This is a genomic window from Pseudomonas sp. So3.2b (genome assembly GCF_019464415.1).
Taxonomy (GTDB): Bacteria; Pseudomonadota; Gammaproteobacteria; order Pseudomonadales; family Pseudomonadaceae; genus Aquipseudomonas; species Aquipseudomonas shahriarae.
Genome location: NZ_CP080494.1, coordinates 1,444,229 through 1,466,434 on the forward strand (window position 1 = coordinate 1,444,229; position 22,206 = coordinate 1,466,434).

Genomic DNA, 22,206 nt, shown 5'->3' on the forward strand with positions numbered 1-22,206 from the left:
TACTGAAGGAGCCCACCATGCAAGACTGGCAACACTCGGTGATCTACCAGATCTACCCCAAAAGCTTCCACAGCCATGCGGGTAACGCCACCGGTGACCTGCTGGGCATCGTGGATAAACTCGACTACCTCCAGTGGCTGGGCGTCGATTGCCTGTGGATCACCCCGTTCCTGCGCTCGCCCCAGCGCGACAATGGCTATGACATCAGCGACTACTACGCCATCGACCCCAGCTACGGGACCATGGCCGACTGCGACCTGCTGATCAGCGAAGCGGCCAAGCGCGGCATCAAGCTGATGCTCGATATCGTGGTCAACCACACCTCCATCGAGCACGAGTGGTTCCAGCAGGCGCGCAGCAGCCTCGACAACCCGTACCGCGACTTCTACATCTGGCGCGACCAGCCCAATAACTGGGAATCCAAGTTCGGCGGCTCGGCCTGGGAATACGAGGCGCAGACCGGCCAGTACTTTCTGCACCTGTTCGACCACACCCAGGCCGACCTCAATTGGGACAACCCCAAGGTGCGCGCCGAAGTCTACAAACTCATGCGCTTCTGGCGTGACAAGGGCGTGGGCGGCTTCCGTCTGGACGTGATCAACCTGATCTCCAAGCCGGCGGATTTTCCCGAAGACAACAGCGACGGCCGGCGCTTCTACACCGATGGGCCGAACGTGCATGCCTACCTGCAGGAAATGCACCGAGAAGTGTTCGAGGGCCACGCACTGATCAACGTCGGCGAGATGTCCTCCACCAGCCTCGAACACTGCATTCGCTACTCGCGACCAGAGTCGAAAGAGCTGTCGATGACCTTCAACTTTCATCACCTGAAAGTCGACTACCCCAACCTGCAAAAGTGGGTGCGCGCCGACTTCGACTTCCAGCAACTCAAACGGATTTTCTCCGACTGGCAACTGGGCATGCAGGCCGGTGGCGGCTGGAACGCGTTGTTCTGGTGCAACCATGATCAGCCGCGGGTGGTCTCGCGCTTTGGTGATGACGGCGAGCACCGCGTGGTCTCGGCCAAGATGCTCGCCACGGCCTTGCACTTCCTCCAGGGCACGCCGTTTGTGTACCAGGGCGAAGAGCTGGGCATGACCAATCCGGGCTTCGACAGCATCGAGCAGTACCGTGATGTCGAGACCCTCAACATCTACCGCCTCAAGCGCGATGCCGGTGAGTCCGAGGCCTCGAGCATGGCTGCGATCATGCAGAAATCCCGCGATAACGGCCGTACCCCGATGCAGTGGGATAGCCAGGCCAATGCCGGTTTCAGCCGCGCTGAACCGTGGATCGGCATCCCGGCCAATGCGGCGCAGATCAATGTCCAGAGCCAGCTGGATGACCCGGATTCGGTACTGCATCACTACCGTGCGCTGATCGCCTTGCGGCGCCTTGAGCCGCTGATTCAAGAAGGCGTCTACCGCCAACTGCTGCAAGACCACGACAAGGTCTGGGCGTACCTGCGTGAAGGCCATGGCGAGCGTCTGTTGGTGCTGAACAACTTCTATGGCCAGCCCTGCGAAATCCAGTTGCCCAACAACCTGATCAGCGCGGCGAGTGAGCAACGCCTGCTGATCAGCAACTACCCCGACTGCCCGGTACCCACGGACACGGTCATCTTGCGTCCTTACGAGTCTTTTGTGCTGCACCTGACCGACTGAAACATCCCCTTTTCAGGCGCCGGCTTGCCGGCTCCGACAGGGAAAAAATAAGAAAAAATAATGGAGCGCTTCATGAAAACAACAATAAAGCTGGGCCTCGTTGCATCCTGTCTGACCCTGCCCCTGGCGGCGCATGCCCTGGAATTTGCCGGCTACCTGCGCAGCGGCGCCGGCACCTCGACCGGCAGCGGCCCGCAGCAATGTTTCCAACTGCCGGGCGCCCAATCCAAATACCGCCTGGGCAACGAATGCGAACAATATGCCGAGCTGGAGTTGCGCCAGGACCTGTTCACCCTGGATGACGGCTCGGTGCTGAGCGTGGATGCCATGGCCTCGCTGTACAACAAGTACGACCGCGAGCTGAAGTTCCAGGGCGAAAACAACGGCTCGGCGCGCATGCCGCAGATGTATGCGCAGTGGTCGAATATGCCCAGCCTCAATGGCGGCTCATTGTGGGCCGGCCGGCGCTACTACAAACGTAATGACATCCATATTTCCGACTTCTACTACTGGAACCAGAGCGCCACCGGCGGTGGCATCGAGGACGTGCTGATCGGCGATCTGAAATACAGCTACGCCCTGTCGCGCAAGGACAACCTGTACCAGAAGGAATACGCCACCCGTCACGACTTCAACGTCGCAGGCTTCAAGACCAACCCCGGCGGCGAGCTGGAGCTGGGCCTGAGCTATATCGAACAGGCGGGCGGGCGCGACACCCACAGTGGCTGGGCCCTCACTGCGCAGCATGTGCAGGCCGCGTTCCTCGGTGGCAAGAACAAGTTCGCCCTGCAGTACGGCGAAGGGCCGGGCACTGGCCTTGGCTACACCGGCAACACGGCACTGGAGCGCAGCAGCAAAAGCTACCGCGCGGTGGAGTTTTTCGACTGGCAAGTGACCCCGCGTTTTGGCGGCCAGGTCGAGGCGGTGTACCAGAAAGACGTGCGCCCCGGCAGCCAGGACCAGACCTGGATGTCCATCGGTGTGCGCCCGGCGTATGCCATCAGCGAGCAGTTCAAGCTGGTCACCGAACTGGGGCATGATCAGGTCGACGCCAGCGGCGGCACGCGCAAACTCAGCAAATTCACCTTCGCCCCGACCTGGTCGCCCAAAGGCCCGGATTTCTGGGCGCGGCCGGAGGTGCGTTTGTACTACACCTATGCCACCTGGAACGAAGCGGCCAAGCGCGCGGCCAATGAACTGGCGGCGGGTTCGGCGTTGTCCGACACCGGCTCCTACGGCACCGCGCGGCATGGCTCCAACTTCGGTGTGCAGGTCGAATACTGGTGGAAATAAACACCGGCTTTATGTGGGAGCCGGGCTTGCCCGCGATACCGGCGGCTCGGTGTTCCAGTGCAACCGTATTGATGCAATCGCAGGCAAGCCAGCTCCCACTGGGGCCCATTTCACCCCGGGATTTGTACTCGGCCGATGATTTTTACAGAACCAAACAGCAGGTGATGTCATGACCACAACTCAACCCCTGGAACTGCTGGCGCCCCTGGCGGGTGTGCTGTTGCCCCTGGACCAGGTGCCGGATCCGGTGTTCTCCAGTCGCCTGATCGGCGATGGCGTGTGTATCGACCCCACCTCGCAGACCCTCTGCGCGCCGCTGGCCGGGGTGATCAGCAATGTCCAGGACAGTGGGCATGCGGTCAGCGTCACCGACGACCACGGCGTGCAGGTGCTGATGCATATCGGCCTGGATACCGTGAACCTGGCGGGCAAGGGTTTTACCCGGCTGGTCGAGGAAGGCCAGCGGGTCGAGGCGGGTCAGCCGTTGATCGAGTTTGATGCCGACTTTATCGCGCTCAATGCCCGCAGCTTGCTGACCCTGATGCTGGTGGTCAGCGGCGAGCCATTTGTGCTGCTGGCGACGGACACCGGACTCGTCGCCGCCGGGCAACCGTTGCTGCGGGTGACCCCGGTAATCCGTGCGGCCAACGACGAGGAAGAGGAGGGCGACGCACTGTTTTCCAAACCCCTCACGTTGCCCAATGCCAACGGCCTGCATGCCCGCCCGGCGGCGGTGCTGGCCCAGGCGGCCAAGGGCTTCAATGCGAGCATCTGCCTGCACAAGCAAACCCAGAGCGCCAACGCCAAGTCCCTGGTGGCGATCATGGCGTTGCAGACGGTGCAGGGCGATACCTTGCAAGTCAGCGCGGCGGGGCAGGACGCCGAGGCGGCGATTCAGGCGCTGGTCGCGCTGTTGCTGGAGGGCTGTGGCGAAACCGTAGCGGTGCTGGCCGAGGAGGTTAAACCGGTCGCGCCGCTGTCGTCGGCGAGCGTGTTGCGCGGCGTCTGTGCGTCGCCCGGTTCGGCGTTTGGCCAAGTGGTGCAGGTGGCCGAGCCGCAGCTGAATGTGCCTGAAGAGGGGGCTGGCGAGGCGCTGGAACGGGCCGCCCTGGAACGTGGCTTGTGCGCTGCAACCCAGGCGCTGCAGGCGTTGCAGGACAAGCCCGGCGGCAGTGCCCAGGTAGAGATTTTCCGTGCCCATCAGGAATTGCTCGAAGACCCGACCCTGCTTGAACAAGCCCACGCCCTGCTCGCCGAAGGCAAGAGCGCCGCGTTTGCCTGGAACAGCGCCACACTCGCTACCGCCGGGCTGTTCGAGCAATCAGGCAGCCCCCTGCTGGCCGAACGCGCCGCCGACATGGCGGATGTTGGCCAGCGCGTGCTCAAGCTGATTCTCGGGGTTCAAGACGGCGCCTGGGAGTTGCCGGAGCAGGCCATCCTGATTGCCGAGCAATTGACCCCCTCGCAAACCGCCAGCCTCGATCCGGGCAAGGTGTTGGGGTTTATCACCGTGGCCGGAGGGGCCACCAGCCACGTCGCCATTCTTGCTCGCGCCCTGGGCTTGCCGGCGATGTGCGGTGTGTCGGCCCAGGTCCTGGCGTTGCCCGATGGCAAGCCCGTGTTGCTGGACGCCGACAAAGGCGAACTGCACCTCGACCCGGACCTGGCGGTGATCGAGACGCTGCGGGCTGCGCGCGAGCAGCAGGTTGTGCGCCACCAGCGCGATCTGCAGCAGGCCGCCTTGGCCGCCATCACTCGCGATGGTCATCATATTGAGGTGACCGCCAACGTCGCTTCGCTGCAGGAGGTGCAGCAAGCCCTGGTCCTGGGGGCCGAGGGGGTCGGGCTGTTGCGCTCGGAGTTTCTCTACCTGGACCGCAACCGCGCGCCGAGCCCGCAGGAACAGGCCCAGACCTACAGCGCCATTGCCGGTGTCTTGGGCACCGAGCGCAATCTGGTGGTACGCACGCTGGATGTGGGCGGTGACAAACCCTTGGCCTATGTGCCGATGGACAGCGAGACCAACCCCTTTCTTGGCCTGCGCGGCATTCGCCTGTGCCTGGAGCGCCCGCAACTGCTGCGCGAGCAGTTCCGCGCAATCCTTGCCAGCGCGGGCCTGGCGCGGCTGCATATCATGTTGCCGATGGTCAGCCTGTTGTCGGAGCTGCATCAGGCCCGGCAGATCCTCGAAGAGGAAGCGCTGGCCCTGGGGCTTGCCGAGCTGCCGAAGCTGGGGATCATGATTGAGGTGCCGTCGGCGGCATTGATGGCGGATGTGTTTGCGCCCCATGTGGACTTTTTCTCGATCGGCACCAATGACCTGACCCAATACACCCTGGCCATGGACCGCGACCACCCGCGCCTGGCCAGCCAGGCCGACAGCTTTCACCCGGCGGTGCTGCGCCTGATCGCCACCACGGTCAAGGCCGCCCATGCCCATGGCAAGTGGGTGGGTGTGTGTGGCGCGCTGGCGTCCGAAACACTGGCGGTGCCGATGTTGATCGGGCTGGGGGTGGACGAGTTGTCTGTCAGCGTACCGTTGATCCCGAGTATCAAGGCCACCGTGCGTGACCTGGACCTGGCGGACTGCCAACTGATCGCCCACCAGGTGTTGAACCTGGAAGAGGCCGCCCAGGTGCGCGAGGCTCTGAGCCTGTACCACGCAGCGACCGTCGAAACCTCATTGGTTGTGGAGAACTGAATATGTTCGAGAAATTGCAGCAGGCGTTCTGGAAAGCCCTGACCCCGGACCTGGTGGCGGAAACGCTGGTTGCCGAGCCGAAGGCTGACGGCATGTTGGCGCCGGCGGTGCTGAGTGCATTGGGTGGGGCGGCGAATCTCAAGACACAGCAGCGGGTGGCGTTGACGCGGACCCGCGTGCAGCTACAGGACCCGGCGCTAGTGGACGAGGCGGCGCTGAAGGCGGCGGGTATCACGGCGGTGATGGTGCTGGCGGGCGGGGTGGTGCATCTGATCACTGGCCTGTAGAACACCACAAAATAAATGTGGGAGAGGGCTTGCTCGCGATAGCGGTGGGTCAGTCAAATACTCATCAACTGACCCACCGCTATCGCGGGCAAGCCCGCTCCTACATTGGGTTTTGTGCTGTCTGATCGGACCCGGGGGTCAGAGTTGGGGGGTATCTTGCGGCGGCTTGGTCTTGTCCACGCCCGGCACATGCAGGTTGCCTTCCACCATCTGGTTGCCCTCCAGCTGCGGCTGGGTCACCCAGGTCAGGATGTCGTAGTAACGGCGGATGTTGGCCACGAAGTGCACCGGCTCGCCGCCCCGGGCGTAGCCGTAGCGGGTCTTGCTGTACCACTGCTTCTGCGACAGGCGCGGCAGCATTTTCTTCACGTCCAGCCACTTGTTCGGGTTCAGGCCTTCCTTTTGCGCCAGCTTGCGCGCGTCATCCAGGTGACCGCCGCCGACGTTATAGGCCGCCAGGGCAAACCAGGTGCGGTCAGGTTCGAGAATCTTGTCGTCCAGTTCGCTCTTGATCATCGCCAGGTACTTGGCGCCACCCTTGATGCTCTGCCGCGCGTCCAGGCGGTTGGACACGCCCATGGCCTGGGCGGTGTTCTGGGTCAGCATCATCAGGCCGCGCACGCCGGTCTTGGAAGTGACGGTCGGTTGCCACAGCGATTCCTGGTAACCAATGGCTGCCAGTAGCCGCCAATCGACCTTTTCTTCCTTGGCCGAGGTCTTGAAGAACTTCTCGTACTTGGGCAGGCGCTGCTGCAAGTGCTGGGCAAAGGTGTAGGCGCCGACGTACCCCAGTACATCGACATGCCCGTAATAACGATCCTTGAGGCGTTGCAGGGTGCCGTTCTTCTCGACCTTGTCGAGGTAGCTGTTGACCTCGTTGAGCAGGCTGTTGTCTTCACCGGCAGCCACGGCCCAGCTCTGGTTGCTGGCGTTGCCCAGATCGAAGGCCACCCGCACGTTGGGGAAGTACACCTGGTTCATCGCCACTTCATTGGAGTCGACCAGGGTCAGGTCGATCTGCCCTTCATCGACCATGCGCAGCAGGTCGACCACTTCAACGGCATCGGACTCTTCGTATTCAATCGCAGGATTCTGCTTTTTCAGCTCGGCCAGTTGCTCGGCATGGGTGCTGCCCTTGAGCACCATGATCTTTTTGCCCACCAGGTCGGCCGCATTGGTGGGGCGGGATTGGCCGTTGCGATAGATGATCTGCGGGGTGACTTCCAGGTACGCATGGGAAAAGCGCACCTGTTGTTTACGCTGCTCGCTGCTGACCAGGCCAGCGGCGGCCAATACCGGACCGTCGGGTTTGCCCAACTGGTCGAACAGGTCATCGAGGTTGTCGGCGGTCTCGATTTCAAGCTTGACCCCCAGGTCGTCGGCAAAGCGCTTGACCAGTTCGTATTCGAAACCGGTTTCGCCGTTGCGGTCCTGGAAATAGGTGGCCGGGCTGTTTCGGGTGACCACCCGCAATACGCCATCCTCCTTGATTCGCTCGAGCGTGCTGGGCTTATCAACACAGGCGCTGAGCATCAGGAAGAGTCCGGTGGCGAGGAGCCATTTGGCACATCGCGGGCGCAAAGCAGTTGGGGAGAACATCTGGGCAGTATACGCAAACGGCCCACGGCGCCATATCTCGACAGCATGGGAGTTGTCTGCTAGCGCCTGCGAAACTGTGCTGCAGCCCGCAGAAACGTGGCCTGGGGCGCAATGGTGAGGGTGAAAATAACTGCGTCGGCCACCCTGGAAAACGCCCCGATACCGTGCAATCTGTGCCAACTGACGTTCGGCAGCGGCCAGCGGCACCGTTTCGGGTGCCGTTGGCGCAGGTTTACGCTAGAATGCACGGCCTCAAAGCACACCCCCTTCCCGAGGCTGTCCCGAAGATGTTGATCCTGCGCGGCGCTCCTGCCCTTTCTGCCTTTCGCCACAGCAAACTCCTTGAGCAACTGAGCCAGAAGGTTCCAGCTGTCACTGGCTTGTATGCTGAATTTGCTCACTTCGCCGACGTTAACGGCGTTTTGACCGCCGACGAACAGCAAGTGCTGGCACGCCTTCTGAAGTACGGCCCCAGCGTTCCCGTTCAAGAGCCGACTGGCCGCTTGTTCCTGGTTCTGCCACGGTTCGGCACCATCTCGCCCTGGTCGAGCAAGGCCAGCGATATCGCCCGCAACTGTGGCCTGGAAAAAATCCAGCGCCTGGAACGCGGGATCGCCTTCTACGTGGCTGGCCAGTTCAGCGATGCCGAAGCCGAGCTGATTGCCAGCAGCCTGCACGACCGCATGACCCAGATCATCGTCAGCCAACTGGAACAGGCTGCCGGCCTGTTCAGCCATGCCGAGCCCAAGCCGCTGACCGCGATTGACGTGCTCGGCGGTGGCCGCGCCGCCCTCGAGAAGGCCAACACCGAGCTGGGCCTGGCCCTGGCCGAAGACGAGATCGACTACCTGGTCAACGCCTTCAACGGTTTGCAGCGCAACCCCCACGACATCGAACTGATGATGTTCGCCCAGGCCAACTCCGAGCACTGCCGCCACAAGATTTTCAACGCCAGTTGGGATATCGACGGCCAGAGCCAGGAAAAAAGCCTGTTCGGCATGATCAAGAACACCTACGTGATGCACAGCGAAGGCGTTCTGTCGGCTTATAAAGACAACGCCTCGGTGATCGTCGGCTCTGTCGCCGGCCGTTTCTTCCCGGACCCGGAAACCCGCCAGTACGGCGCGGTGCAGGAGCCGGTGCACATCCTGATGAAGGTTGAAACCCACAACCACCCGACCGCGATTGCCCCGTTCCCGGGCGCAGCCACCGGCTCGGGCGGCGAGATCCGCGACGAGGGCGCCACCGGCCGTGGCGCCAAGCCCAAGGCGGGCCTGACCGGTTTCACCGTGTCCAACCTGCAGATCCCAGGCTTCGAACAGCCGTGGGAAGTGCCATACGGCAAGCCTGAGCGCATCGTTACCGCACTCGACATCATGATCGAAGGCCCGCTGGGCGGCGCCGCGTTCAACAACGAATTCGGGCGTCCGGCCCTGACCGGTTATTTCCGTACCTTCGAGCAGTCCATCACCACCCCCCGTGGCGATGAAGTGCGCGGTTACCACAAGCCGATCATGTTGGCCGGCGGTATGGGCAACATCCGTGAAGACCACGTGCAGAAGGGCGAGATCCTCGTCGGCTCGAAGCTGATCGTGCTCGGCGGCCCGGCCATGTTGATCGGCCTGGGCGGCGGCGCGGCTTCCTCCATGGCCACCGGCACCAGCTCGGCGGACCTGGACTTTGCTTCTGTTCAGCGCGAAAACCCTGAGATGGAACGCCGTTGCCAGGAAGTCATCGACCGTTGCTGGCAGTTGGGTGACAAGAACCCCATCAGCTTTATCCACGACGTCGGCGCCGGCGGTTTGTCCAACGCCTTCCCGGAACTGGTCAATGACGGCGACCGTGGCGGCCGTTTCGAACTGCGCAATATTCCAAACGACGAGCCGGGCATGGCCCCGCACGAAATCTGGAGCAACGAATCCCAGGAACGTTACGTACTGGCGGTCGGCCCTGAAGACTTCGCGCGCTTCCAGGCCATCTGCGAACGCGAGCGTTGCCCGTTTGCCGTGGTCGGCGAAGCCACTGCCGAGCCGCAACTGACCGTGACCGACAGCCACTTCGGCAACAGCCCGGTGGACATGCCCCTCGAAGTGCTGCTGGGCAAGGCCCCGCGCATGCACCGTTCGGCGGTACGTGAAGCCGAACTGGGCGATGATTTCGACCCAAGCAGCCTGGACCTGACCGACAGCATCGAGCGCGTGCTGCACCACCCGGCCGTGGCGAGCAAAAGCTTCCTGATCACCATCGGCGACCGCACCATCACCGGTCTGGTTGCCCGTGACCAGATGGTCGGCCCTTGGCAGGTGCCGGTGGCTGACGTTGCCGTGACCGCCACCAGCTTTGATGTGTACACCGGTGAAGCCATGGCCATGGGCGAGCGTACCCCGCTGGCCCTGCTGGACGCCCCGGCGTCGGGCCGCATGGCCATTGGTGAAACCATCACCAACATCGCCGCATCGCGTATTGGCAAGCTGTCCGATATCAAGCTGTCGGCCAACTGGATGTCCGCTGCCGGCCACCCCGGTGAAGATGCGCGCCTGTACGACACCGTCAAGGCAGTCGGCATGGAGCTGTGCCCGGAACTGGGGATCACCATTCCGGTGGGCAAGGACTCCATGTCCATGGCCACCCGTTGGAACGATGAAGGCACCGACAAGAGCGTTACCTCGCCGCTGTCGCTGATCGTCACCGGCTTTGCGCCAGTCACCGATGTCCGCCAGACCCTGACCCCGCAACTGCGCATGGACAAGGGCACCACCGACCTGATCCTGATCGACCTCGGTCGTGGCCAGAACCGCATGGGCGCCTCGATCCTTGCCCAGACCCACGGCAAGCTCGGCAAGCAGGCGCCGGACGTCGATGACGCCGAAGACCTCAAAGCCTTCTTCGCCGTGATCCAGGGCCTGAATGCCGATGGCCACCTGCTGGCTTACCACGACCGTTCCGACGGTGGTTTGCTGACCAGCGTCGTGGAAATGGCTTTCGCCGGTCACTGCGGCCTGAGCCTGAACCTCGACGGCCTGGCGGAAACTTCCGCTGACATCGCTGCCATCCTGTTCAACGAAGAATTGGGCGCGGTCATCCAGGTGCGCCAGGACGCCACCCCGGACGTGCTTGCACAGTTCAGCGCCGCTGGGCTGGGCGACTGCGTGGCCGTGGTCGGCCAGCCGATCAACAACGGTGTGATCAACATCGTGTTCAACGGCGACACCGTGTTTGAAGGCCAGCGCCGCCTGCTGCAACGCCAGTGGGCCGAGACCAGCTATCAGATCCAGCGCCTGCGCGATAACGTCGCCTGTGCCGAGCAGGAATTCGACGTGATCCTGGAAGAAGACAACCCGGGCCTGAGCACCAAGCTCAGCTTCGACGTCAACCAGGACATTGCCGCGCCGTACATCAAGAAAGGCATCCGCCCACAGGTTGCCGTGCTGCGTGAGCAGGGCGTCAACGGCCAGGTGGAAATGGCGGCCGCGTTCGACCGTGCCGGCTTCAATGCGATTGACGTGCACATGAGCGATATCCTCGCCGGTCGTGTTGACCTCAATGAGTTCAAGGGCCTGGTGGCCTGCGGCGGTTTCTCCTACGGCGACGTGCTGGGTGCCGGTGAAGGCTGGGCCAAGTCGGCCCTGTTCAACAGCCGTGCCCGCGATGCGTTCCAGGGTTTCTTCGAGCGTAACGACAGCTTCACCCTGGGTGTGTGCAACGGTTGCCAGATGATGTCCAACCTCCACGAACTGATCCCGGGCAGCGAGTTCTGGCCGCACTTCGTGCGTAACCGTTCCGAGCAGTTCGAGGCCCGTGTGGCCATGGTGCAGGTGCAGGAATCGAACTCGATCTTCCTGCAAGGCATGGCCGGTTCGCGCATGCCAATCGCCATTGCCCACGGTGAAGGCCATGCCGAGTTCGCCAGCGAAGAAGCGCTGCTCGAAGCCGACCTGTCCGGCACCGTGGCCCTGCGCTTTGTCGACAACCACGGCAAGGTCACCGAAAACTACCCGGCCAACCCGAACGGCTCGCCGCGCGGGATCACCGGGCTGACCAGCCGCGACGGTCGTGTGACCATCATGATGCCGCACCCGGAGCGTGTGTTCCGCGCGGTGCAGAACTCGTGGCGCCCGGAAGAGTGGAACGAAGACGGTGCGTGGATGCGCATGTTCCGTAACGCTCGTGTGTGGGTGAACTAAGGCCGTGTACAAGCTCAGCTTCTTTGTGCCCGACAGCCATGTGGAGGCGGTGAAAAGCGCCGTCTTCGCGGCCGGTGGCGGGCGCATCGGCGACTACGACAGCTGTGCCTGGCAAGTGCTGGGCCAGGGCCAATTCCGCCCGATGGACGGCAGCCAGCCGTTTATCGGGCAGGTGGGCCAGGTCGAAGTGGTTGAAGAATGGAAGGTCGAGCTGGTGGTGGCTGATGAGTTGATCAAGGCAGTTGTCGCTGCGTTGAAGCTCAGCCACCCCTATGAAACACCGGCTTATGAGGTGTGGCAGCTGGCGGATTTCTGATCGGCCGGCTGTAGACAGAAAACCCGCTGGGCCGACTTGGCCAGCGGGTTTTTTTGTGGGCGATCATGCCGCCATGGGCAAGCCTCAATCACTCACGGTGCGGGCACCAGCCCCACTTCAGCCTTCAAGGCGCTGATCAACAGGTTTTCGTAGCCGAACCGCTTGCCCTGCATCGGCTCCCAGCGCTCGACATAAAACAGGCCGTTGTGGTCGACCTTGATCGGTGTCGAGACGATTTCCCCGCTGCGGGAACGATGCAGCAGGTTGCTCTGCGCCGGCGACGGGCGTTCGATCAGGAACAGGCCGGGACGGTTCAGGCGTGTCCTGTCCGCGGGGACGAAGGGGGAGGGGGCCTTGATGCCTTCTACGCCGGCGTCCAGGATGAAATCGCTGCGCAGGGCTCGGGTGTAAGGCGTCAGGCCTTCGGCAAACGTCTCCCAGGTGCCGGGGCGAATGTTCTGCGCCAGTGCCGGGGCCGTGTCCCGGATTTGCAGGCTGACGGCGCCTTGCAGCTCCGCCAGGCCGGGCACCCCCAGGTTGATGTTGGTGTGGGCGCTGCCGATGAAGGCCAGCCATTTATGCGGTCCGTGGGCCGCCTGGTCGGCCTTGATCACCTGCGATGCGAAGTAGCTGAACATCTGGTTGCGCGACTGCACCGTGTCCCGCAGCCCCTTGACGTGGTAACTGGCCGTGCAGTCCAGGGCCCGGATGCGCAGGCCATGCCTGGCCGCCACCTGGATGACTTCGGTGTAGGTATCGTCGCCGTTGTAGCCTGGCATATGGCCGCGATCCAGCCGTGTGAGGTAGCGCTTGAGTGTGTCCGGCAGCCGTTGCGTACTGAGGAACATGTCCAGGTCCGCCTGATGCATATCGGTCAGCAGGTGTTCGACGTACAGCGTCTTGAACTCCAGTTCCTTGAGTTTTTTCATGTGGTCGCGCAGCCAGCGCTTGCTGGATTGCTCCTGGTGCCCTTCACCAAGGATCAGTCCCGGGAACTCGCTTTGACGCAGTTTTTCCAGAAATGCCTCTGGGGTCGTGTGGGCGGCCAGTTCGGCCGGGTCTGGCCTTGCCGGCGGTACCTGGCTGGCCAGGTAGGCCTGGGCATCGCTACTCAGGCGATCCCTGGCGCTCTGGAAGGCCTGGAATGCTTCGCGCTCGTGCGGATTCAGCGCAAAGTAGCGGCTGTCCAACCCGCGGTGGGCGACGATCTGTTGCGCAAGGTTGTCCCTGAGCGGTAGGGGAATGTCGTAGTCGCTGTAATGCGTCACGACCGCGGCAGTCGCCGCGCTGGACGACGCTGCGGGTTCGGGTGCCTTGTACGCGGTCTGCAGGGCCAGGCGGTAATCGCCCTTGGCCAAGGGATCGCCCGCAATGGCACCGGCGGTGTCGAGCCAGATCCCCACGGGTTGGCCCGGGGCCACGTCGTCCACCCGCAGGGCAACGGCACCTTGCAAGTCGGCCAGGCCGGGGGTGTCATCGAAAGTGCGCAGGCGCGATGAATCCACCAGGGCCACCCAGCGCTCACCGGGTGTGCCGATGGCGTCGGTCTCGAGGGCTTTGTGGGAGTAGAAGTTCCTGATCCCGTTGTCCCGGGGCGTGGTGGTCGGGGTGTCGGCCATTTGCAGGACGTCATCCAGTAGATAGGAGGTGGATGCGTCCAGGGCCCTGATCTTCATGCCCTTTGCCTGGGCCTTGCGCACCAGGGCCACGTAGGAGTATTCGGCATTCTCGGCAAAACCCAAGGCGGTATCGATGGTTTTCAGGTGCCGTTGGATATGTTGCCAGGATTTCCCGCTGTTCAGCTTCTCCAGTTTCGCCCGGAATATATCGGCTGGCAGGTGCTCGATGTACAGGTGTTTGAAGCCTTGGTTGAGCAAGCTGTCCATCTGCGTGATCAGCAGTTGTTTAGCTGCAATGGAGCCGGGTATCGCGCCGATGACCAGGGGCTTGTTCCCGGCAAAGGCATTGCTGGCGATCCATTGCGAGAAGGACGTGTCGGCGCCGATGGCCGGCACATCGGCGCGGGCCGGCAGTGGGTCGAGATGTTTGAAAAAGTGGCGGGCGTCGGCTGTCAGTTGCTCGGCCTGTTGCAAGTAGGCGGCGCGCACCGCTTTCAAGTCTCGGGCAGCATTCTCCAGTGCGACGTCCCGGGAGCCGAACTCCCATTCGGTTCGCTGCACTATCCCGGCCCGTACATCCGGGTTCAGGGCCAGCTCCAGTTTGCCCGCGTACTTTGCCGGGATTTCATAGTTCTTCAATGGCTCGGGTGGCTCGGGCAGCTTTTCATATTTCGGCGCGCCGCCAGTCACCCCGGTACGCCGCCAGACGCCTTGCGCATCGGGGGCGGCGAGGCGGGTAGTGGAAACCAGTCTGCCGGTCGCCGGGTCCAGGCGGTACAGCAAATAGCGGCCGATCGGGTCGGGGGTCTTTTTTGCCCATAGGCTTTCGCCACCGAACAGCACGGCTTGCATGTCCTCAAGCGCCAGCGGCTTGGGCTCTAGTGGCTGGATCAGCTTCAAGACCTCGTTCAGCGCCGCCGCAGCCTCGGTGGCCGGGCGCACGGCCGGTTTTACCAGTTGTTTGAGCGACACCAGGGCCGGGCGCAGATCGGTAAAGGCCGCCCCGGCGCTGTTGAGCACGTAACCGATCAAGTGTTCCACGGCCGCCCCCGTATCGCCCTGCTGATAGGCGTGCAGCGCCAGCATGCCGTCCTTGAATGCCAACAGCATGCCCAGGCTCAGGCTGAGGGTGGGGAACGGCGCGGTAGCGATACCGCTGACCCACTCCACGCAGGTCCACAGAATACCGCTGATCATCTGGCTGCGATTCGCCGTGGTGCCTTCAACGTCGTCAATCTTGCGCTGCTGCTTCATGTCGTACAGCGCCTGGCGCAGATCCAGTAATGGGGTTTGCCCGTGGGTCGAGTCGTAGCGCGGCGGACTCACGGAGGTTTTATTCAAGTCCTCGGGTAATTGCGCCTTGGCCTCTTCCAGGAAGCTGCGTACGCGCGCCTGGGATTGAGCACCGACCCGCAGGGTGAAATAGCCGACCATGCCGGGAGTCTTTTTCAGCAGATAGTTGAACTGTCGCGCCTCACGAAAGCTGATGCCGTCGGGTGCGTTTGGGGTGTAAAGCAACGTCGGGAAACCGGCGTGGCTGAAGAGGAAGTTATCGATCACCCATTCGCCGTCTACCAGCAAGCGGTGGAGGGCGTAGGTGCCACGGACCTCGGTGCGAGTATCGCCCATGCTGGCAATGCTGCGTTCCAGCCAGTCGCCATCGACCCCGGCGATATGCCCTTGCAGGCGGCATTCCAGGGCGGCGTTCTGCATCTGCCGTTGGGTAATGCTCAGGGTGGCATTGCGCCGCAAGGCATAGTCGGCACTGCCGGCGTTGAGCAGGCGGCGTTTGACTTCGTTGATGTAGTGTTGGCCAACCCAGGTGCCGGTGATCGAGCGGGCGACCTTTTCAGCGGTCAGCGGGCTCAGGTCAACACCGGGCGGGCCTTTGAAGCGAGCGGCGCGCGAAAATTTCTGCTCAAGAAAGCCTACGCCGTCGGCGTAGCCATCGCGGTACAGCTGGGTGTAGGTCAGGGGGGTGGGGGTCCATGAGGCGAGCAGCGCCGGGGGCGAGAAGGCCCAGACCGTATCGGGGTCGATGTCGTTCTGATGGCGTCCGAGCAGTTCGTTCAGGCGTTTTCTGGCCCGTTCGTGCACGTAGGTGGAGAAGCCGGGAACGTGTGCATCGGACAACGGGAAGTCGTTGTAGGCCTGCAGTGCACCTTCGCTGTCTTGCGCCAGTTTCAGCAGTTTCTGGCGGTTGTCGACGCTGGTGGAGCGATACCAGTTCGGGGTGCCGAATTCATAGTCATCGACCCGGGTTGCCAGGACATGGGCCGACATGGTCTGGAGGCAGTCGGCATGCTTGCCGATATTGCCAAAGCGGATCTGTGTGTATTCCCGGGCGTGAAACTTGAAGCTCAGGCCCGTCAATACCTGTTTCATTGCATCGCGAAAACGCAGGGCAACCCGCTTGATCAGGTAGTCGGTGAGGCCGCCGCTGTCCTGGCTCCAGCCGAGGATATGGTTCTGGCACGCGATCTCACTGTCGAATGCCTGAAACTGCTGCTCGCGCGGTGCCTCGGGGGTGCATAACAGCACACGGATCACGGTGCCGTTGGCATCGGTCTGGCGCAGCACCCACATATCCTGCAACTGGGCTTCGTGCAGCGACAGGGTGGCGGCGCTCAGGCGCGGGTCGGTGTCTTGGCGCAGGCTCTGCACCAACTGGAAGTCCTCTTCAGTGAGGTGCCCCTGAAGCAAGGCCGTGTAGGCCAGCGCGTTGATCCGCTGGTCGAGCATCTGTTCGATTGCCCGGCTGACGGCGGGTTTGCCGTGCATCTGCTGCTGGGCGTCGGCAAAGTCGATACGTGGCTGCAGGGTGCTCAGCGTCTGCGCCAGCCAGGCGGGTGTCAGGTCCCGATAGGCCTTGGGCAACACGGCATCCCGGTAGGTGAGTGTGGTTTTGTTGAGAAAGTCCGAGCCCGCCAGTGCATCGCCGGTTTGCAGGCCGCGCAGGGCCAGGTCGATCAGGTTGCGGTCATGTTCGTACTCGCCGATGGGGTCCACGTAGCGCCGGGTGTTGATCACCAGGTGCTCGGGCATCAGGTCTTGGATGTCCAGCTCATCGCTCAGGCGTTCGAGCAGTTGGTAGCGGGCCAGTGCCTCGGGGCTGGTGACCGGACTCAGCAGGTCGAGCAGATGCTGGCGTGCCTCGTTGTAGCTCGCCAAGTGGGTGGCGAGTGTGGCCCGACGGTCTGCACTGGCGCTGCGGTACCAGTCCGGTGCGCTCTGGCGCAGGTAGCGCTCCAGCAAGCGGCGGGCGCGCCATGCCAGGCGTGGGCTGATGTCCGGCACAGAGGCGCTGATGGCGCGATCCAGGTCACTGATCAGTTGAGCGGCTGACGGCTGCGGATTGTCGACCAGGCTCAGCGCCCGCTCGATGTCCTGGGTGCGCTTGGCGATCAGGGCGGCGTCGGTGTGTTCAAACAGCGGGGTCTTGTCGATCGGCGTCAATTCCAGCGGCCAGATCGCGGCCGGTGTTATATCGCGATAACGCACGGGCAGCAGTTGCATGAAGTCGCGCCGTTGCTCGGCATCGTCCATGCCTTGGCGCAAGTGCGTATTCAAGTGCGCCAGGGAGCCCAGGCACTCGATCCCGCGGGTGGGGGTAAACAGCATTACCTCACCCAGGGGCAGTGCAGAACTCAGATCGCTGGGCACCGGGCTGGACTTCTCGGTCACCACGAAGGCCCCCGCCAGCTCGACGCTCTGTTCCTGATAACGCAAGGTCAGTGCATACAGCCCCGGGCGCAGGGTTATGCCCTGCGCTATACGCCCAAGCAAGGCCTGCTGTTGCGGGTGCAACAGGCGGTCCTCGGCACTGAGGGTTGTTGCATGGGCCAGGGCGACGTACCCGGCTTCAAAGGTCATAAAGGATTTGCGTGGCTTGCCATCTATCTGCTCATAGCGGTCGAGGTGCTGCAGATGGGCGTTGAGCGTGGTCTTGAGCGTTGCCACGCGGCTGGCCAGGTTGCTCTGGGTAAGCCCTCGGTAGAGCGGCCGGCTCTTGTTCAGATACAGCTGCCGATAGGACATCAGCATGCCGTTGAGTTTTTCCAGATAGGCCAGTGCAGCAGAGGGTTTGTGTTCGGGCACTAGCGGCGCATCGACTTGAAGCAGGTGATGACCGATCTGATTGAGGTGGCCTTTGATGCCTTCAAAGGTTGGGGATGTGGTGCTCACAGGCACGCTCTCCATGCTGAGGATAAGAACCCTCAGCATGGGCAGCCGTGCCCTGGGCAGGGCGGTAGATAAGTAGCGGGCTCAGGCCCCGGTACGCACCGGGTCGCGGCTGGCAAGGGCCTTGAGGGCAGTGCTCAAGCCTTGGGCCGACTCGCCCACCAGCAGGTGCCAGATACCGCCGTCGAGCCGGCTGATGCCCTGGCAACCAAGGGTCTTGAGCTGGGATTCCGACAATGCCCGGTCATCGGCCAGGCGCAGGCGCAGACGGGTCATGGCCACGCAATCGAGCTGCAGCACATTGTCGCCGCCGCCCAGTGCGTTCAGCCATTGTTCGGCCTGGGGCGGGGCAACGTTGGCCACCGCGGGCTGAGGGCTGGGAGATGAGGGCGAGGGCTGGCCGGCTGTCGGCATGGCCAAGCGAATCTCATCGGCAATGCTGTCGGCCATCGGCCCCACCACCACCTGCAAGCTGCCGCCATTGCCGGGGCGCACCACGGCCATCGCCCCCAGGGCCTTGAGCTCGGCGTCCACGGCCTTGTTACGGTCGACCATGTCCAGGCGCAGACGGGTGGTGCAGGCGCCGACGCTGAGCAGGTTGTCGGCGCCGCCCAGGGCGCGGATATAGGCACTGGCCCGCTGGTTATCACTCATCGCTTCGGCCTGTACCACCTGGATGTCTTCACGGCCAGGGGTCTTCAGGTTGAAGCGACGGATGCAGTAGTTGAACACGCTGTAGTAGATCACCGCGTAGGCCAGGCCCACCGGGATCACCAGCCAGCCATTGGTGGACTTGCCCCAGCCCAAAACCATGTCGATGAACCCACCGGAGAAGGTAAAGCCCAGGTGAATATCCAGCAGGTTGGTGACCGCCATCGACAGGCCGGTGAGCAGCGCATGCAGCAGGTACAGGAACGGCGCGAGGAACATAAAGGCGAATTCGATCGGCTCGGTGACCCCGGTGAGGAATGAGGTCAGGGCCATCGACAGGAAGATCCCGCCCATGATCTTGCGCCGCTCCGGCAGGGCGTTGCGGTACATCGCCAGGCACGCGGCGGGCAGGCCGAAGAGCATCACCGGGAACATGCCGGTCATGAACTGGCCGCCTTTGGGGTCGCCGGCAAAGTAGCGGGTCAGGTCGCCGGTGACCACTGCGCCGGTGGCCGGATCAGTGAAGCTGCCAAACACAAACCAGGCCATGTTGTTGAGGATATGGTGCAGCCCGGTGACGATCAGCAAGCGGTTGAACACGCCGAACACAAAGGCGCCGAGGCTGCCGCTTTCCATCAGCAGCACGCCAAAACTGTTGATGCCGTGCTGCACCGGCGGCCAGATCAGGCCGAAGATCACCCCCAGGCCCACCGCCGAAAACCCGGTGACAATCGGCACAAAGCGTCGCCCGCCAAAGAACGCCAGGTACTCCGGCAGCTTGATGTCCTTGAAGCGGTTGTACAGGGCCCCGGCCATCAGCCCGCTGACGATCCCGGCGAGCATGCCCATGTTGATGGTGCTGTCCATGACCTTGAGGGTGGAGACCATCACCAGGTAGCCAATGGCCCCGGCCAGTCCGGCGGTGCCGTTGTTGTCGCGGGCAAAGCCCACGGCGATGCCGATGGCGAAGATCAGCGCCAGGTTGGCAAAGATCGCTTGCCCGGCGTCGTGCATCACCGCGATGTTCAACAGGTCGGTGTCACCCAGGCGCAGCAGCAGGCCGGCAATCGGCAGGATGGCGATGGGTAGCATCAGCGCACGGCCCAGGCGTTGCAGGCCTTCGATAAACAATTGGTACATGGCGAGTCTCCTTTTTCTTGTTGTTGTCAGCTCAACGGCCAGTGGTGTTGGCAGGCTTGGCGCACGGCGCCGGCGCTGCTCAGGTTGAGCAGGGCCTGGCTCAGTTGCCGGCATTGCGCGGCGTCGAGGTGACGCACGCGGTCTTTGATGGCGGCAATCTGCGGCGGGCTGACGGACAGCTCCCGCACCCCCAGGCCCACCAGCACGGGGGTGGCCAGCGGGTCGGAAGCGAGGGCACCGCACACACCGACCCAGCGCCCGTGTTTAGCCGCGCCGCTGCAGGTCTGGGCGATCAGGCGCAGCAGCGCCGGGTGCAACGCATCGACCCGCGCGGCGAGGCCGGCGTGGTCGCGGTCCATGGCCAGGGTGTACTGGGACAGGTCATTGGTGCCGATCGACAAAAAGTCCGCGTGCTCGGCCAGTTGCTCAGCCATCAGCGCGGCGGCCGGGACTTCGATCATCACCCCCAGTTCCGGGCGCTGGGTCAGTTGCAGTTCGGCGCACAGTTCATCGAGGCGCTGGCGAATGTGCAGCAACTCGTCGACTTCACTGACCATCGGCAACAGGATCCGGCAACGTTGCAACGGGCTGACCTGCAGCAGGGCACGCAGTTGCTGGTCGAGCAGTTCCGGGCGCACCTGGGCCATGCGAATACCGCGCAGGCCCAGTACCGGATTGGCTTCGGCGGGCAAGGGCAGGTAGTCGAGTTGCTTGTCGCCGCCGATATCAATGGTGCGGATGATCACCGATTTGTCGCCCATGGCGTCCATTACCGCTTGATAGGCCTGGCGCTGTTCCTGTTCATCGGGTGCGGTGCGGCGGTCGACAAACAGAAACTCGGTGCGCAACAGACCCACGCCATCGGCACCATTGTCATAGGCAATCTGCGCCTCGCTGCTGGAGGCGACATTGGCGGCCACTTCAATGCCCACGCCATCCAGGGTGCTGGCGGCAGCATGGGCCTGGGCCTGTTGCAGCTGGCGCCGCTGTTTCTGCGCATCGCGGATCTGGTGGACCTGGGCGTGGCGGGCATCGTCCGGGTTGAGTTCCAGGCGCCCATTGGCGGCGTCCAGCACCACCCGTTGCCCTTGGGTTATTGCCAATACTTCACTGCCCAGCGCCACCACGCAGGGCAAGTCTTTGCCCCTGGCCAGGATCGCCACATGGGACGTGGCGCCGCCTTCGGCCATGCAGATACCGGCCGCGTTTTGCGCGCTCAGTTGCAGCAGGTCCGAAGGCGTCAGCTCATGGGCGACAACAATCGCGCCGGCGGGCAACTCGAACTGCCAGGCTTCGCCCAGCAGTGCGCGCAGCACCCGTTGCTGCAAGTCCCGCAGGTCGTTGGCACGTTCGGCAAACAACGGCTTGCCCAAGCCCAGCAACACCGCGCATTGGGCCTGGATCGCATCGCGCCAGGCATGGTGGCGGCGCTGCCGTGCTCGATGGCAGCGGTGGCGGCCTCCAGCAGGGTCGGGTCTTCCAGCAGCGCCAGGTGGGCGGCGAAGATCTCTTCTTCCTCGACGGCCTGGCGCTGGCGGGCGTGCTCCAGGGTATTGCGGATTTCGCCGCGCACCTGTTCCAGGGCGCTGTCCAGGTGCTGCAACTGCTCATGGCGCGCATGGTTACGTGGGTCTTCTGGCAACTCGATGCTGTTGAGTCGGAACAACGGCCCGCAGACCAGGCCCGGCGCGGCGCACACCCCTTGCAATACGCCTGCTTCACGGTTGACTGGACGCGCAGCGGCTATCACCGGGGCCTGTACGGCTTCGGCAGTGGCTAGCGAAAGGGCGGCGACCAGTGCCTGCAACGCCGCGTCGCAATCCTGGCCACGGCACGTGACCTGCACTTCATCCTGTTCACCAATGCCCAGCCCCATCAAGCCGATCAGGCTGGCGCACGACGCCGATTTACCGGCGAAATGCAGCTGCGACAGGCTGCTGAAACCCTGGGCGGTCTTGCGGATCAGCGCTGCGGGCCGCGCATGCAGGCCGCCGCGATGGGTGATGCGCACGCTGGCACTGGCGTGCGCCTCGGCGGTGTCGGCCATCACGGGCTGCACGACGCCAGCCTGACGCGCAACGATGCGCAGCAGGGCTTCGCCGACCTTGACGGCGTTCACGGCCACGGGGCGCAGTTCGAACTGCTCACCGTTAGTGAGGATGATCAGGCTGACCAGGCTTTTGCACTGGCGGGCGATGCGATCCAGGTCAAAGCGCACCAGGGGCTGCCCATTGCTGACCCGTGCGCCTTGCTGGACCAGCAAGGCAAAGCCTTCGCCTTGCAGTTCGACGGTGTCGATGCCCACATGCAGCAGCACCTCGGCGCCATTGTCGGCGCGGATAGTCAGGGCGTGGCCGGTACGGGCAACGTGGATCACGACCCCGGCACACGGCGCATGCAGGCAATCGTTGAGGGGGTCGATGGCAATCCCGTCGCCCATGGCGCCACTGGCGAACACGTCGTCAGGCACATTGCCCAGGGTCAGCACTGGCCCGCTGAGGGGGGCGCTGAGGGTGAGGTCATTATTATTGTCGGGCATGGGCACGGTACTCATCAGGAAACGACAGAAA

At 63.3% G+C, this 22,206-nt stretch carries 9 protein-coding genes and 1 pseudogene; 6 read left to right on the forward strand and 4 right to left on the reverse strand.

The features are described from left to right. The first annotated feature begins 17 nt into the window (after positions 1-17). The 4 genes from treC (at position 18) to K1X80_RS06420 (ending at position 5,945) form a co-directional block, all read left to right on the forward strand. Entirely contained in the window at positions 18-1,664 is a 1,647-nt protein-coding gene (treC, locus tag K1X80_RS06405) for an alpha,alpha-phosphotrehalase (RefSeq protein ID WP_120731751.1), read from the forward strand. A 72-nt stretch (positions 1,665-1,736) separates the two neighbouring features. After that, positions 1,737-2,957 carry a carbohydrate porin gene (locus K1X80_RS06410; protein WP_057444517.1) on the forward strand — a complete coding sequence of 407 codons (1,221 nt, stop codon included), beginning with the start codon at positions 1,737-1,739 and terminating at the stop codon, positions 2,955-2,957. Positions 2,958-3,126: 169 nt separating this feature from the next. After that, on the forward strand, positions 3,127-5,658 hold the full coding sequence (ptsP, locus tag K1X80_RS06415; RefSeq protein ID WP_200661024.1) for a phosphoenolpyruvate--protein phosphotransferase: 2,532 nt from the start codon (positions 3,127-3,129) through the stop codon (positions 5,656-5,658). A 2-nt stretch (positions 5,659-5,660) separates the two neighbouring features. After that, positions 5,661-5,945 (forward strand): PTS transporter subunit EIIB, encoded by a 285-nt coding sequence (locus K1X80_RS06420; RefSeq protein WP_057960555.1) that lies wholly within the window; start codon positions 5,661-5,663, stop codon positions 5,943-5,945. Positions 5,946-6,083: 138 nt separating this feature from the next. On the opposite strand, the gene mltF is transcribed toward K1X80_RS06420, so the two are convergent. Next, a complete protein-coding gene (gene mltF, locus K1X80_RS06425) occupies positions 6,084-7,544 on the reverse strand; it encodes a membrane-bound lytic murein transglycosylase MltF (protein WP_128593877.1) in 1,461 nt (486 codons plus the stop codon). Between the two features lie 287 nt (positions 7,545-7,831). On the opposite strand from mltF, the gene purL reads away from it, so the two are divergent. Together purL and K1X80_RS06435 are read left to right on the forward strand one after the other, a co-directional pair. After that, positions 7,832-11,728 carry a phosphoribosylformylglycinamidine synthase gene (gene purL / locus K1X80_RS06430; RefSeq protein ID WP_115127489.1) on the forward strand — a complete coding sequence of 1,299 codons (3,897 nt, stop codon included), beginning with the start codon at positions 7,832-7,834 and terminating at the stop codon, positions 11,726-11,728. A 4-nt stretch (positions 11,729-11,732) separates the two neighbouring features. Continuing rightward, a complete protein-coding gene (locus tag K1X80_RS06435) occupies positions 11,733-12,044 on the forward strand; it encodes a hypothetical protein (RefSeq protein ID WP_057437975.1) in 312 nt (103 codons plus the stop codon). 92 nt (positions 12,045-12,136) lie between these two features. On the opposite strand, the gene K1X80_RS06440 is transcribed toward K1X80_RS06435, so the two are convergent. From K1X80_RS06440 to ptsP (K1X80_RS06450), 3 genes and pseudogenes are all read right to left on the reverse strand, one after another. Continuing rightward, on the reverse strand, positions 12,137-17,848 hold the full coding sequence (locus K1X80_RS06440) for a membrane-targeted effector domain-containing toxin (protein ID WP_220172742.1): 5,712 nt from the start codon (positions 17,846-17,848) through the stop codon (positions 12,137-12,139). 81 nt (positions 17,849-17,929) lie between these two features. Next, on the reverse strand, positions 17,930-19,636 hold the full coding sequence (gene nagE / locus K1X80_RS06445) for an N-acetylglucosamine-specific PTS transporter subunit IIBC (protein WP_057960551.1): 1,707 nt from the start codon (positions 19,634-19,636) through the stop codon (positions 17,930-17,932). 26 nt (positions 19,637-19,662) lie between these two features. After that, positions 19,663-22,175, reverse strand: a pseudogene (gene ptsP / locus K1X80_RS06450) (phosphoenolpyruvate--protein phosphotransferase). Between the last annotated feature and the right edge of the window lie 31 nt (positions 22,176-22,206).

Coding starts and splice junctions, on each gene's coding strand:
- mltF (WP_128593877.1), bottom strand. CDS start 7,544: ATGTTCTCCCCAACTGCTTTGCGCCCGCGATGTGCCAAATGGCTCCTC.
- nagE (WP_057960551.1), bottom strand. CDS start 19,636: ATGTACCAATTGTTTATCGAAGGCCTGCAACGCCTGGGCCGTGCGCTG.
- purL (WP_115127489.1), top strand. CDS start 7,832: ATGTTGATCCTGCGCGGCGCTCCTGCCCTTTCTGCCTTTCGCCACAGC.
- treC (WP_120731751.1), top strand. CDS start 18: ATGCAAGACTGGCAACACTCGGTGATCTACCAGATCTACCCCAAAAGC.
- ptsP (WP_200661024.1), top strand. CDS start 3,127: ATGACCACAACTCAACCCCTGGAACTGCTGGCGCCCCTGGCGGGTGTG.
- K1X80_RS06410 (WP_057444517.1), top strand. CDS start 1,737: ATGAAAACAACAATAAAGCTGGGCCTCGTTGCATCCTGTCTGACCCTG.
- K1X80_RS06420 (WP_057960555.1), top strand. CDS start 5,661: ATGTTCGAGAAATTGCAGCAGGCGTTCTGGAAAGCCCTGACCCCGGAC.